Source organism: Armatimonadota bacterium, assembly GCA_016125185.1.
GTDB lineage: Bacteria > Armatimonadota > Fimbriimonadia > Fimbriimonadales > Fimbriimonadaceae > Fimbriimonas.
In genome coordinates, this window is sequence record WGMG01000006.1 from 1,687,789 (window position 1) to 1,701,883 (window position 14,095).

General features: G+C 57.1%; 10 protein-coding genes. 6 read left to right on the forward strand and 4 right to left on the reverse strand.

The features are described 5' to 3' along the window. Nucleotides 1-8: 8 nt before the first annotated feature. Genes fliD through GC165_15980 form a run of 4 tightly spaced genes read right to left on the reverse strand, consistent with a single transcriptional unit; the run spans nt 9 to nt 5,659 of the window. Complete coding sequence (gene fliD / locus GC165_15965; protein ID MBI1334366.1) at nt 9-2,276, reverse strand: flagellar filament capping protein FliD; 2,268 nt, start codon at nt 2,274-2,276, stop codon at nt 9-11. A gap of 11 nt (nt 2,277-2,287) precedes the next feature. Next, nucleotides 2,288-3,163: an HDOD domain-containing protein gene (locus tag GC165_15970; protein MBI1334367.1), complete on the reverse strand. Its 876-nt coding sequence runs from the start codon at nt 3,161-3,163 to the stop codon at nt 2,288-2,290. Next, entirely contained in the window at nt 3,153-5,192 is a 2,040-nt protein-coding gene (locus tag GC165_15975; GenBank protein MBI1334368.1) for a chemotaxis protein CheA, read from the reverse strand. The genes GC165_15970 and GC165_15975 overlap by 11 nt, the downstream gene beginning before the upstream one ends. Next, entirely contained in the window at nt 5,192-5,659 is a 468-nt protein-coding gene (locus GC165_15980) for a hypothetical protein (GenBank protein MBI1334369.1), read from the reverse strand. The genes GC165_15975 and GC165_15980 overlap by 1 nt, the downstream gene beginning before the upstream one ends. A gap of 51 nt (nt 5,660-5,710) precedes the next feature. Here GC165_15980 and GC165_15985 point away from each other — a divergent pair, with 51 nt between their 5' ends. The 6 genes from GC165_15985 (at nt 5,711) to pyrF (ending at nt 14,060) form a co-directional block, all read left to right on the forward strand. After that, nucleotides 5,711-6,532, forward strand: coding sequence for a Cof-type HAD-IIB family hydrolase (locus GC165_15985; protein ID MBI1334370.1), 822 nt, complete (start codon nt 5,711-5,713; stop codon nt 6,530-6,532). 13 nt (nt 6,533-6,545) lie between these two features. After that, on the forward strand, nt 6,546-7,517 hold the full coding sequence (locus GC165_15990) for a hypothetical protein (GenBank protein ID MBI1334371.1): 972 nt from the start codon (nt 6,546-6,548) through the stop codon (nt 7,515-7,517). A 13-nt stretch (nt 7,518-7,530) separates the two neighbouring features. Continuing rightward, entirely contained in the window at nt 7,531-8,661 is a 1,131-nt protein-coding gene (locus tag GC165_15995) for a hypothetical protein (GenBank protein MBI1334372.1), read from the forward strand. Beyond that, a complete protein-coding gene (locus tag GC165_16000; protein ID MBI1334373.1) occupies nt 8,609-9,988 on the forward strand; it encodes a hypothetical protein in 1,380 nt (459 codons plus the stop codon). Before GC165_15995 ends, GC165_16000 begins: the two co-directional genes overlap by 53 nt. Nucleotides 9,989-10,164: 176 nt before the next feature. Further along, complete coding sequence (locus tag GC165_16005) at nt 10,165-13,182, forward strand: S8 family serine peptidase (GenBank protein ID MBI1334374.1); 3,018 nt, start codon at nt 10,165-10,167, stop codon at nt 13,180-13,182. After that, nucleotides 13,059-14,060 carry an orotidine-5'-phosphate decarboxylase gene (gene pyrF / locus GC165_16010; GenBank protein MBI1334375.1) on the forward strand — a complete coding sequence of 334 codons (1,002 nt, stop codon included), beginning with the start codon at nt 13,059-13,061 and terminating at the stop codon, nt 14,058-14,060. The genes GC165_16005 and pyrF overlap by 124 nt, the downstream gene beginning before the upstream one ends. Nucleotides 14,061-14,095: the final 35 nt, after the last annotated feature.

Here is a 14,095-nt window from a genome sequence, read left to right on the forward strand (position 1 = left end):
AGAACCGACTACTTGGTAGTAGCGGAACTCAGCAGAGCCGAAAGCGAGTTGCCCTGCGATTGAAGCTGAGAAATCTTGTCTTCCATCGCCGCAAACTGGTCGCGAAGCTCGGTCGCCTTGTCTTCAGCGCGCTTATTGATGGCGTCGATCTGCGTCTGAAGTTCGTCAGCCTGGTCGCGAATGCTCTTCGCACTCGTCACCGTCAAGCCGTTCGTGTAGTCGGTATAAACGTTCAGCAGCTTGTTCAGCACGCCGTTCAAGCCCGAAGTAAAGTTCACCGACCCTACCAGACCCGTGGTCGTGCCCGAATACTGAATCTGCAAACCCTTCGCCACCGTGTTCGTGGTGTCACCGGTCAAAAACTGTCCGACACCCGTTGCTGCTTGCCCGGCGATGGTGCCCGCAACGTCCAGACCGTCCGAGAGTGTTCCTGCCGAGAAGCCGACGCCCGAGTTGTCCGAAGTCGGCGACTGGTTACTAACCAGGGTAAATCGTCCGTTCGTCCCGTACTTCTTGCTGTCGACTTGCAGCTTTCCGCCGTTGTCGCTGGCAACCAGCGAATCCTTCAGCCGGGGGTCGCTATTAATCTTGTTGACGATGTCCGCCATGGTCGAGCCGATGTCGATGGTGATATCCACCGAACCGTTCGAAAACATACTTCCGGCAAAGGTCAGCTTCTCGGAAGTCGTGTTGGCCGTCGTCTTCGTCGTCCCTGCGATGTATTGCGACTTGGTGGCCGCCTGAGTGATGTTTATATCGTAGTTGCCCGTGCTCGACGTTAGCGTGTCGCTGGTACTCGAAACGTATCCAAGGCTTCCCGAAGTGGTCGTGCCAAAGTTCTGGAAGATGCGCTGCACCCCCACCGGGTCAGCCGAAATTGCCGCCTGAAGCTTAGTGTCGTCGACCGTCATGTTGCCCGTTGTGTCCAGGCCAAAACCGATGTCGATCAGGTTCTTGTAGGTTCCCGTCAGGCCCGGGACGTTGCTCATCAACGCGGAGTGAACCGAAGACTGATACTGCTGGACTAAGCTGTCGCCGAATAGCGGCCCGGTCGCGTAAGTCGAGGCATCGAACTGACTGTATTGGTTGATGAACGCTCCAACCTGGTTATAAGCCGTCATCACGCCCTTTACTCGCTCGGCAACCGCGCTCGCGTCGCTCGTCAGGTTGATGGTCGATGTCACCGGAGTGGTCGAATCCGCCTTCAAAAGCGTGACTGTCGCACCAGCGATAACATCCGTGATCGTGTTCGTCGCGCTCGTCAAGTTGACGTTGTCGATGGAATACTGCGCATCCTGAGCCTGGACCAGTTCGTTGGTCGGGTTGTTCTGCAGAATGCCGAGCGCCGCCAGGGTGTTACCGCTATCCGTAAAGGTCGGTGTCGAACTGGAACCCACAACCTGAAGCTGGTAGGAAGTGACGCCCGCGTTCTGAACCGCGACCACACTCGCCGTTGCGCCCGTCGATGCCGAGTTAATCTTGTCCGCGACGTCCTGAAGGGTATCGGTCGAGAGATCGACCGTCACACCGACGCCGTTGACCTGAAAAGTCTGGCTTGAAAGCCCCGAAGCGCCGACCATGCTGCCGACAGCCGTCGAAGAGGACGTCATCTGCGATCCTACTGCGCCGTTCGTCATCGTCTGCCGAATCGAACTCGTGCCCGAAAGAATGCCGATAGACGAAAGCAAGTTGCCGGTCAGATCAGCCAACTGCGGCTTGTTCTGAAGTCCCGTCTGAGAAGACGTAAAGGTGAGGTAGGCCTGGTTAGCGCCGCCGTTGATAACGCCCGCACTCACGCCGACGTTCAGAGCATTAACTTTGCTCGCGATGGACTGAAGCGAATCGGTCGCATCGACCGTCACCACTTTGCCATTAACCACGAACTGGCCCGTCTGGCCGAGAGCCGTCGAAGTCGAAGCTTGCGCCGCCGAAGAAATCTTTTCCGCTTGCGCCAGCTTGGAAACTTTAAGGGTGTAGCTGCCTGGCTGGGTACCCGTTGAAGTCGTGACCGAAAGGACGGAAGTGTCGGTAACCCCAACGCTCACCGCCTGAAAGGCTGTCGTGGTATTGAGGGCATTAACCGCCTGCGCAAGCCCAGATATCTGACCTTTGAACGAGTCGTATAGGTCGGCTTTCTGCTGAAGCGTTTTCTGTTGTTGAGTCAGACGCGAGATCGAGCTGGTTTCGACCGCCACCAACTTCTGAATAATGCCTTCAGTATCCAGACCGCTGGCGATGCCACCAAATGTAATTCCCGACGTACTGCTCGTAGCCATCTATTCCCTCGTTAAGCCGCCATCATGCCGTAGATTTGGCTCGCCTCATCAACTTTCTTCCGCACTTCTTCACCGATCTCATGGACGATTTCGGAGGTTAGGCCCAAAGTCTCGATCAATTGCGGGGCGAGCGGCCCGATGGGTCCTTTATTGTCGTAATAGAACGATTTGTTCATCCAATCCGCCACCGCTAAAATCGCAACCGTGATCGAAATCTCACCACTGTCGAACGGACCTTCGTGCAGTCGGATTCCTTCGACGATTTTCTCGGGAAGCTCCCATTTGTCCGCGACGATCGCGCCGACTCCGGCGTGCGTATCGCCGAGGAACAGAAACTCTTCTTCCTCGTAGCTGTTGCAGTTCTGGCAGGCTCGAAGCACAAGCTTCTGGTACGTCTGCTTGAAATTGCAGTAGAAGAACATGCGTCCGACATCGTGCAGAATGCCGATGGTCGCAATCTCGTCCGCTTGCTTGCGGTCCACGTTCAGCTTGGAGCACAGAGCTGTACAGGCCGCTGCAGTGGCAAACGAATGCTGCCAAAATCGGCGCATACCGTCTGCATCGACCGGTCCCTTCGACGAGAAAGCCGCGATCGAGCCGACGCTCAGGGTAATAGTGCGTACCTGCTGGATGCCCAAGATCAAAACCGCCTGACCTACGCTGGTGACTTGTCGCGAAAGGCCGTAATAGGCCGAGTTCACGATGCGAAGCACCTTGGAGGCCAAAGCCTGATCGCCAGAGATAATCTGGTCGATACGGTGCATGTCGGGTTCCTGACGATTGGTTTCGTCGAGAACCTTGGCAACTGCCGTAGGCAACGGCGGGAGTTCCTTGAGCGACTGCTCAAGCCTTTTCCGGATAACTAGCGCTTCTGCATCAATGACCATTTTCCAAACCTCGAGTGAACTCAAGAACCGAATTCACATCGACAATGAGCGCCACACGTCCATTTCCAAGGATTGTTGCGCCCGATAGACCCTTCAACTCCCCGCAGTACTTACTGATGGATTTAATGACGACCTCTTGTTCCCCAAGCAGCCGATCCACAACGAGACCAACCTTCTGGTCCGCTGAACCGACGACTACAACATAATCATCGGTATGTTCGCCCGCAAAACTTTGCTTAACTTTGAAAAGTTCGCGAAGTTTCAACAACGGCACAGTTTGCCCGCGTAGGAGCAGAACTGGTCGCTTGCCAACCTTCTGAACTTCCATCGATGCCGTCGCGATGGTCTCGAGGACCGATCCAATCGGCATGACGTAATCGACTGCGCCGACCCGCGACAGCAGCCCACCCATGATCGCTACCGTCAACGGCAGCTTCAAAATGATCTTCGTGCCTTCGCCCGGCGTGCTTTCGATGTCGATGATTCCGCCCATCGCCTGGATGTTCGCTCGTACGATATCCATGCCCACGCCACGGCCGGAAACGTCCGTGACTTCCTTCGCCGTGCTGAATCCACTGCTGAAGATGAGGAGTTGAGCGTCGCGATCGGTTAGTCGCGCCGCCGCTTCCTTCGTCATCAGCCCCTTCTCTACCGCCTTGGCGCGAAGCTTGTCGGGATCGATGCCTCGTCCGTCGTCGCTGAGTTCGACCCAAATCGCGTTGTCTTTGTGCTTGGCCGTCAAAAGAATCGAACCACCTTCCGGCTTGCCCTTCTTCTTTCGTTCGGCCGCGTCTTCCAAGCCGTGGTCCAGCGAGTTGCGGACCATATGGATCAACGGGTCGCTGATCCCTTCGATGACGGATCGATCGACTTCCGTCTCGCCGCCCTCGATCGTGATCGAAACCTGCTTGTTCAACTTTCGCGAGAGGTCGCGCACCATGCGCGGGAATCGCTGGAACACGGTATCGATCGGGAGCATTCGTGCTCGCATGATCTGCTCCTGCAGTTCCCCGGTTACGCGGGCGATGTGCCCAACTGTCTCCGCCAAAGCGTCCGTATTCTCCGAGTCGTTCACCTTGGCCGCGATGTTCGCGCCGATCTGGCTGAGGCGCGTTCGGTCGATGACCAATTCGCCAACCAGGTTCATCAAGGCGTCAAGGAGAGACACGTCCACGCGGATCGTCTGGCTCGCTTCTCGCTTCGGCTTGTCCGATTTAGCCCCGTCGCCTTCGGCTGCCGCTGCGACTTGCGTCGTCGCCGCATGGTCGTCGGCCTTGTCTTCCGAAACCGTGTACTTCTCAAACGTCACACTCGCGATTTCGCCGATCCCGTTCACGGTCTGAGTGGCTTCCTCGATCGAGGACTCCAGCGAGATCAGGAACTTCACATCGAAGTCAAACTCTTCGGCCTCCAGCTTGTCCTGAACCGGGTTCGAGGCCAGAACTTCACCCAGCGAGCCCAGAGCCGTCATCACCATGAAGACGCGAACGTACTTCATCACGCACGAAGGATCGAGCGTAAGGTGAACCGTGTAGATGTTTTCGTGGTTCGGCAGTTCGGTCAAAGCTTCGTTGACCGATTCGGGCCACGCAAAGCCGCTCTTCGCCGTCGGAGCCGCTTGGCTCGCCCCTGCAGCCGACTTTCCTCCGGAAAGCATCTTTAGGCTAGCCAAAAGCTCGACCTCCGCTACATAGTCCTCGCCGCTCGAAGCCAAGTGCTCCTTGCCCGTGATCATCGCGTCGACCGTCTGAATCAAAGTCTCGCCAACCTCATGGTCGACGGTCAAAGCTCCATCGCGAACGAGATAGAGAATGTTCTCAAATTCGTGTACTAGTTCGGCGTAGCTGCTAAAGCCCATCGCCTTACTCGATCCCTTGATCGTGTGCGCCGCCCGGAAAATAGAGTTGATTCGCTCAGTGGTCGGCTCCGCTTCAAGTTTGCCAATTTCGCTTTCAAGGATGGAAAGCTGCTCCTCCGTCTCCTGGAGGAAAAGGTCCAGGTAGTCCGACATGTTGATGCCGTTGCTCATTACGCTGCCACCTCCACAAGCTTTTCAAGGTCAAGAATCGAAATCAAAACGTCCTTCACATTCACAATTCCCGTTACGTAGCCTTGGATGTCATTCGAAATGTCCACCGTATTCTCCTGGATGTCATTCTCATTCACCGTCAAGACTTCGATGACGTGGTCGACTAACAAGCCAACACTGTTATGGTTGTCCTCAGTGACAATGACGAGACCGTCTTCTTTCACGACCGGCGACTCAATGCCCATCTTCAGGCGCAGATCGGTAACCGGCAGGGTGCGGCCGCGCAGATTCCCAAGCCCCAACAGATGGTCTTCGACGTTGGGAAGCGGGGTAACCTCTCGCCACTTGATGATTCCGGTGACGGAATCGACGGAAAAGGCAAAGTGCTCGTCGCCGAGTTGAAAACGGACAAACTTGAGTTCGTTGGCCACTTCAACGTCTTCATGAAGCTCTAAAGTATCTGACATGAGTTACATAAAGTGTTGGCAAACCGTCCTGTCATCTTTACAGTGATTTAAATGGCTATTCGACTGATTGCGATGGACCTCGATGGGACTGTGCTCCGCGAAGATCAAACGATTCATCCAGATCTCGCTGGATCGTTCTCACGGGCCCGCGACGCCGGCATCCAATTGGCTATCTGCACAGGCCGAGCATTCCAGAGCACCAAACGCATCGCCTCCGCCATCGATTTCAGCGGTCCGCTGGTCTGCTCCAATGGTGCCCACGTCATCAACGATGAGGAAGAGGTGATCGGTGCCGAATTCCTTCCCGGCGATGTTCAAGAGTGGATTCTCGAATACGCCGACGAGAACAGCATCCACGTGTCCTGCTATGGCGAGAATGGCGTCAGCACCCTCCGAGAGTCCGAGTGGCTCACCAAGTACAAGACCCTCGTCCGTGGCCTTGACATCCCCATCCTCGGGATGGAAGCCCTCAAGCAGAAGCCGCTTTTCAAAATCGTTCTAATCTGTTCCGCCGAAGTTCTACCGATCCATCGAGAAAAATTCGCCTTCCTCGTGGCCGAACAACGGGCTCAACTCACCGAAAGTGGGCCGGAATACCTGGAAATTTTGCCAGTGCAAGCCAATAAAGGAAATGGGCTTGCGAAGCTTGCTCAGTATCTGCGTCTGGACCGTTCGGAGATCGCCGCCATCGGCGACTATCGTAACGACCTGGAAATGCTAAGCTGGGTAGGGACGGCGGGGGCGGTAAAAAATGCACTTCCCGAAGTCAAATCACTGGCTCAATTCGTCGTAAAAAGTAACGAAGACGGAGGGGTTGCGGAATTCATTGACAGGTGTATTCTGTTAAACTCTAATATCGTTAGCGAGAGCTAAAAGGAAAAGGAACGTGAGAGGGATAAAGATTGCACTGGTTTCAGCGGGCTTGATGTCGGCTATTTCGGCTTATGCGGGTACTTTCAACGTCACAGCGCCGACCGACGGCAAGTGGCTCGGAACCACAAACACACTCAGCTTCACCGGTAAAGGTGCCAGCGTCCAGGTCACCGTCAAGGCGGTCGTCACTGGCCCCGATGGCTCCACCACCCTCACCACCACGGTCAACCCCGACGTAAACGGCGACTTCTCAGGAACCCTCGCCCTCACCTTCTCAACATCTTCCGCCCAAGGCGACTACACCATCGCCGTCACTGCCACCGAGCCGGGCAACACCTACTCGCCTGTCAATCTCGACGTCCACGTCGACACCAAAACGCCGAAGCTGCTCGAATACAGCCCAGCGCAGAACTCGTTCGCCAAAGGCACCGTGCCCATCCTCTTCAAGATTCTTGAAAACAACATGAAGGAATGGCGTATCACGGTTGGCGGGGCAGACATTCCCAACAACACGGGCACCACCGAAACCACGCTTTCGGTCAACTACGATTCATCCACCCTTGAAAACGATGGTTCCCAGAACATTGCGCTGACCGCAAAGGACCAAGCCGACAACACGCTCAGCTTCACCATTCCGCTGACGATCGACCGCAAACCCCCAGTTTCTACGATTCAGTTCCCGCAGAACGGAAGCCCGATCCGACCGAGAAGCGATGTCAACATCGTGATCGACGTCGCCGATCAATTCTCCGGCTCGGTCGATCTGACCGGACTCGACGTTGTGATTCAAAAGACCGACGGCACCTTCATTACCCGGGCCGCTCGGCAGTCGTGGCGAGACATCGGCAATAATACTTGGCGATGGACCGGCCGACTTCGCTACCGATCCGGACTGCCGCCGATCTTTAAGGTCGTTGCGTCCGCGCTCGATAAGGCGGGTAATGTAGCTACCAGACAAGAAGTAACTGTACATCCAGGCGCATAAAAGGAATTAGTTCATGAAGAAACGGATTTTGTACACCGCCCTAGGCACGCTAGGGCTCTCGGCCGCTGGGTTTGCGCAGATTCCCGATCTGCTCAACACCATCGACGCAGGAAGCCGCTCCATGGGGGCCGGCAGCGCCTTTGGCGTCACCTCAGCCGATACTCAAAGCATTCTGAACAACCCGGCTGGAATTGGATTCCTGTCGTCGAAGACGTTTGGAATCGCTTACCGAAACATGCCAAAGTCGACGACGCAGATTTTCGGCGACATCGCGAACCCAACTTACTCTTCGACCGGTCAAAGCGGCAAAACTCAATTGGCCCACTTCGGCTATGCCTTTCCGCTGAAGAAGGGCGGAACCTTCGGCTTCAGCTACCAGGTCACCGGTTACCTCGACGATTTTCGATCTGGAACGAACGTGACGATCGGCGGCTTCAGCGGCGCAACCTACGATGAGGCCGTCAAAGCCAAAACCGCGATGTACACCCTCGCGATCGGTCGCACCAATGGCGCGGGCGACAAATCTTTCGGCTGGGGTCTGACCATTGCCAATTTGGACCTGCGCGACCGACAGCTTGGTTTTGTTCCCGGCAACCCGCAAACGGTTCTGATCGACGCTGACAACTCGGCTTCGACCTGGGGCGTCGGACTGGTGGCCGGATTCCAATCGATTCCTGCCAACCGTCCAAACACGACCATCGGCGGCAGCATCCGCACCCCCATCAAGATGAGCTCGAACACGTTCGCAAACGGCGTGTACGATGTTCTTCCCGGTCAAGCCTCCTTTGGTATGGCTACCCGCAAGGATCGACTGCGCGGCAAGGATGACTACCTGATCCTTGGCGGTCAAGCCTCCTACTACTTCGGCGGAAGCGGCACCGGCCTCTTCGACCGAAACAACCAATTCGTTTTCGGCCTCGGTGCCGAATACAACATCGTTCGAGACAGCGCGACGATTCCGATTCGAGTCGGTCTTTCGTCCATCGCCTCGGGCGGCAGCCAGTTCGGAGACCGCAACGCATTCACCTTCGGCTTCGGATATCGACCCAAGGCTCAGCCCTGGTCGGTCGATCTGAACTACGGAAAGCCGAATGGCGGCGGAAGCGACTTCGCCTTTGCCTTCAATTATCGAGTGGAGAAATAAGGACATCAATATGCGACGAGTGATTACAGGGATTGTTGGGCTAGCTCTAACAGCATTTGCTTTTGGCCAATCTTGGACCGGTTCATACGATGCCGGACTCAAAGCCGCCAAGGCTGGAAAGTGGGAAGAAGCCAGGAAGGACTTCATGCAAACCAAGGCGTACCGACCGGACGATGTGGCCACCGCCACCATCCTCCCCGGACCGGTAACTGAGCAAAGGAAGTGGAGAAATGGCTCGCCCTACTCGCCAAACTTTCTCGCCGCCTACTGCCTCTATCGCGAAGGCATGGAATCCAAGCCGGACAAGGCCACCAGCCTCTTCAAGTCCGCCGCCGACGAATTCGAAGCCCTCATCACCAAGAAGCAGGTCAGCCAAGAAACCGTCTATTTCCTCTACTCGATCTATGGTCGTTTGAATCAGTCCGACAAGAAGGAAGCGCTGGCATCGAAAATCGCCCAGCCGAACTGGAAAGTTGACACCGAAATCCTCGCTCCCGAAGAAATTTCGGCGATGGGTGCCGGTGGAGCAACCACCAGCGATAACGGCGGCATCGTCAGCGTCGTTGATGCAGGCAAGGTCGATGGCAATGGCAACGCGGCCATAACCCCAGGTGGCCCCGTACCGATCATCTCGACCAAATATGCGCTCATCATCTGCAACGGTGACAACAAGCTGCCAGGTCAGCAGTTACCCTACGCCGCCGATGACGCCGCACTCCTCAAGGATTCACTTTCAACCAACGCTGGCTACCCGGCTGACAACATTGTCACGCTCACGAACGTGAATGCGGCCGCAATGCTCGCCGCCGCTAAGGACCTTGCGTCCAAAATGCCGGCCGAAGGAACGCTGTTCTTCTACTTCACCGGCGTGGGAGCCAACGTCGACGACCGCGACTGGTTCGCTGGCGTCAACACCGAGATCGCCACCGACACCTCCAGCATGGTCCGAAAGAACGACGTCTTCTTCCCCTTCACGCAGAAGGGCATCAGCGTCTACGCGTTCTACCAGGTCCCTCGCCCGTCCGTGAACGGTGCTTTCTTCGGCGAAGAAGAGTCCCGCGCTGGAAGCATCTCGCAGATGCAATCCACCATGGAAGGCGGCTCGGTCTTCTCGATCTTCCGCAACGGTAAAAACGTTGGTGCTTTCACCGACGCCATCACGCAGGTCTTCTCCGACCTCCATACCAATTCGATTCCGATCGGCGACTTCGGCTGGGCCGTCTTCTACAAGATTCGCCAAGGAGCAATCGGCGAGTCCGGCGGTGGAAGCAAGCAGACGCCAACCCTGCCGATTCTGCAGTTCCTGTCGTCCACATCGCGATTCTAAATCACTCAACTAAAACCAAAGTCCCCGAGAATCAAACTCTCGGGGACTTTTTTATTGCACACGGTTGCCAGCTTTTTAGCTGACAATCCATACAGCCTATCCATAGCCCGTAGATTCCGTTATAATGCGCCTATCGTTTTGCCTTCGCGCTTTGAGGGCATTGGTTTAGGAAGGTTATGTTTAGCGTTCATTCTCTCCTGAGAACTTCGCTTCTCGGGTGTGGACTCGCCGCCGCCGTCTTGGCGGGCGCGCAGGGTCGAGGCACCCAGAACCGAAACTTCATCGGCCCCATCGACGGCATGGCAAACCAAAAGCCGCCTCGAAACGTCAAACTGGTCCCGCGCCCGTACACGGTCCTTGTCGCTTACAAGTCCACAATGGCCCAACGAAGCATGGCGACCGTCGAAAACCAACTCGGCCTCTACGAAGACACGTCGATTCACTCGCCGTACTTCAAACGGTACTTCATCAGCCAAGAGGCGCAGTTGAGAGGCATGACCGTGGATCGGGCCATCGCCGCCCTCCATACCCTGCCCAACGTCTCGCGTGCCGAGTACGACATGCCGGTCTCGCCCGACCAGGTCAACGACCCGCAATACAATCTTCAGTGGGGCCTTAACAACACCGGCCAAACCGGCGGAACACCCGACGCCGATGTCGACGCGCCCGAAGCCTGGCCGCTCATCCCCACCGTTAGCCCCGTCACCGTCGCCGTGCTCGATGACGGCATCGAAGTCGGCCACCCCGATCTCCAAGCCAACGCCCTGGTCAACAGCGGCGAAATCCCCAACAATGGCATCGACGACGACGGCAATGGCTTCGTAGACGACTACCTCGGTTGGGACTTTGCTGATAATGACAACGATCCCACCCCGCCCGATACGTCGTTTTCCCACGGAACCCACGTCTCCGGCATCGTCGCCGCCGTCTCCAACAACGCGTTAGGCGTTGCCTCGGCGTCTCGCAACGTCAAGCTTCTCGGCGTCCGCTTCTACCGCGGACAATCCACCTGGATCTCCGACCTCATTCTCGCCGTCGACTACGCCCGCATCCGCGGCGCAAAGGTTATCAACATCTCCTACAACCTCGACGGCTGGACCCAGCTCCTCGTTGACGCTTTCGTCCGACTCAAAAATGCGGACGGCGTCGCCATGCTCTCTGCGGGCAATAACGGCGAAAAGGACCCCGCTCGTCTCGGCATGCTCGCCCAGGCGCCAAATCTCTGCTTCGTAGCCGCCACCGACCACAACGACCAGCTCGCCTCGTTTTCCAACTACGGCGCGCAGGTTCAGGTCGCGGCCCCCGGCGTGGACATCCTCAGCACGGTCCCCTTCGGTAGCTACGACACCTACAGCGGAACCTCGATGGCCTCGCCTTTCGCCGCGAGCATCATGGGCACCATCCGCGCCCTCTACCCAAGCATGACCTATTCACAGGCCATCGCCCGCCTCGGCCTCACCTGCGATCACAAGCCGCAACTCAACGGAAAAGTCACTTATGGCCGAGTCAACCTCGCCAATGCCATTCAAGACGACTCCGTGGCTCCCGCTCCCGTCAGCGGCCTCACCCTGCTCCGACGTTCGGCTGGTACCTTCCTCGTGCAGTTCATGGCCTCCGGCGATGACGGCATGGTCGGCGCGGCCAACTACTACGACGTCCGCTACAGCACGTCGCCCATCACGGCTGCGAACTTTAGCTCGGCACCCCAGAACCTATTCGCCACTCCGACTCCGGGCGCGGGCAATCCGGTCAAGACCAGTATCGGCGGCCTCGTCCCCGGCTCCAGCTACTACATAGCCGTAAAAGCCCTCGACGATGTCGGCAACGAGTCGACGATCACCACCGCCGGACCGTTCACCGTTCTCCCGGCCTTGGTCTACGAAAACATGGATGGCGCGACATCGCCGTTCACGCCAACCGGCACCTGGGCCAGAACGACCGACTACGCCAATTCGGGAAGCCAAAGCTGGACCGACAGCCCAGGCGGCAGCTACCTCAACAATGCCAACTCGACGCTGACCTACAACAACGCCGTCAACGTCACCACGCCGATGGCCGTCACGTTCCTGATGCGCTACGACCTGGAAAGCAACTACGACTACCTGTACCTGGAAGTCTCCACCGACGGCGGAGCCACCTGGTCTCAGTTAACCAAGACCACCGGCACGTCCGGTTCAGTCTTCAAGTCGTTCACGGCCTCCCTGTCCAACTATATCGGTCAGACCGTGAGGCTCCGTTTCCACATGACCTCCGACTCCTCCGTCACTTACGACGGCGTCTACATTGATGACTTCGCCGTGAAGGCTCTCACCACGACCTTCAACGACGACGTCGAGGGCGCAAACATGTTCGATCCGACCGGCTCCACGTGGGTCGTTAGCACCGAATCTGCCGCGTCGCCCACTCATGCGTGGAACGACAGCCCCGGCGCGAACTACGTCAACAACACCAACCAATGGCTCAAAGGCATCGTCAACCTCGACGCCGAAGCGAGCGGAAGCCCGTCGGTCACCTTCAAAGGACTTATCAACGTTGAGAACGGTTACGACTTCCTCAACGTGTCCACCTCGACCGACTTCGGTTCGTCGTGGGTGCCGCAAGCCAGCTACACCGGACTCGGAACGAGCTTCGCCTCGTACACGGTTCCGCTCGGCGTGCTTGGCACCGCCCGAGTCGGATTCCAGTTGACCAGTGACTCGTCCGTCGTCGCCAACGGCGCAATCATCGATGACATTAGTGTCGTCGGTGAGCCTTGGGTTCAGCAGATCGACGGCACCGTCGGACTCAATGGATTCGGCGGCACCAAGAACTTCACGGTCAAGCTCCGAACGGGTTCGACGATCGTCGCGACCTACCCGGTCACCATGACCGGTCTCACTGGCACCTTCTCGTTCCAAACCGACAAGTTCGGCATGTACGACGTAGTCATCGAAGGCCCATCCTACCTCCGACGCGTAATTCCCGGCGTAAACGTCACGGCGTTTACCACCGTTTCGACTAGCCTGGTTAACGGCGACATCGATGGTAATAACGTCATCGGCACGGCGGACTTCAACGCCATGCGCGCTGCATGGGGTGCCGTCCCCTCCAGTTCCAACTGGAACCCCAACGCCGACCTCAACGGCGACGGAGTCATTGGCGTGGCGGACTTCAACATCCTCCGCTCCAACTGGGGCGCCCTCGGCGACCTCTAAGCGAGAAGTCGTTCCCTTCCTTCTTCGGGAGGAAGGGAACCTTGACCTCATTTCAAAACACCTCTCTTGAGAGAGGTCGGCGAGGAACGAACCGGGAGAGTAGATCGATCAGAACCGTGTGCTTTGGTTCCTTGGCTACATTGGGCTTCTTGCGATCTCCTCGCCCTCGCCCTCGCCCTCGCACTGAACGAAGGGTAAACTTCCATTTCGTGCTCGACAAAATCATTTGCGCGCTCGACACGAGCGATCTCGACGTCGCCACGAAAACCGTTCAAAAGCTTTCGCCCCACATCAAACGCTTCAAAATAGGGCATTCGCTAACCCTCTCCCACTCCCTCTCGGTCGTCGCAAAACTTCAAGACGCCGGTGCGGAAAAGATCTTCCTCGATCTTAAATTCCACGACATACCCAACACTGTCGCCCTCGCCGTCAAAGAAGCCTCCAAGTACGGGGTCTGGATGACTACCGTCCACACCGTCGGTGGTCCCGAAATGATGCGTGCCGCCGCCGAAATCCCCAATCGCCCGTTGCTCATGGGCGTCTCTGTGCTCACCTCACTCGACGACCAGTCACTCCATCAGATCGGCGTTACCCGGTCGGTTGATAGCCAAATGACCGAGATGTCTTCCCTCGCCATCGAATGCGGCTTCGACGGCCTTATCTCCTCACCCCACGAAATCACGCTCCTTCGCGACAAACTCGGCCCCAAGCCACTCGTCGTCACTCCCGGAATCCGCCTTGCCGGAGGCGCATCCCACGACCAAAAGCGTATTGCCACGCCTCAACAGGCTATCGCCGACGGTGCCAGCTACCTCGTCATCGGCCGCGCCCTGTCCGAGGCTGAAGACTTGGACGTTGTGATCGAAGAGCTAAAATAGTTGACAACATAAGTAGACACTTGTATACTTTCAAC

What these genes read in the sequence shown, in the direction of transcription:
- fliD (MBI1334366.1), bottom strand. Translation starts at nt 2,276, where the DNA reads ATGGCTACGAGCAGTACGTCGGGAATTACATTTGGTGGCATCGCCAGC.
- GC165_15970 (MBI1334367.1), bottom strand. Translation starts at nt 3,163, where the DNA reads ATGGTCATTGATGCAGAAGCGCTAGTTATCCGGAAAAGGCTTGAGCAG.
- GC165_15975 (MBI1334368.1), bottom strand. Translation starts at nt 5,192, where the DNA reads ATGAGCAACGGCATCAACATGTCGGACTACCTGGACCTTTTCCTCCAG.
- GC165_15980 (MBI1334369.1), bottom strand. Translation starts at nt 5,659, where the DNA reads ATGTCAGATACTTTAGAGCTTCATGAAGACGTTGAAGTGGCCAACGAA.
- GC165_15985 (MBI1334370.1), top strand. Translation starts at nt 5,711, where the DNA reads ATGGCTATTCGACTGATTGCGATGGACCTCGATGGGACTGTGCTCCGC.
- GC165_15995 (MBI1334372.1), top strand. Translation starts at nt 7,531, where the DNA reads ATGAAGAAACGGATTTTGTACACCGCCCTAGGCACGCTAGGGCTCTCG.
- GC165_16000 (MBI1334373.1), top strand. Translation starts at nt 8,609, where the DNA reads ATGGCGGCGGAAGCGACTTCGCCTTTGCCTTCAATTATCGAGTGGAGA.
- GC165_16005 (MBI1334374.1), top strand. Translation starts at nt 10,165, where the DNA reads ATGTTTAGCGTTCATTCTCTCCTGAGAACTTCGCTTCTCGGGTGTGGA.
- pyrF (MBI1334375.1), top strand. Translation starts at nt 13,059, where the DNA reads ATGGGGTGCCGTCCCCTCCAGTTCCAACTGGAACCCCAACGCCGACCT.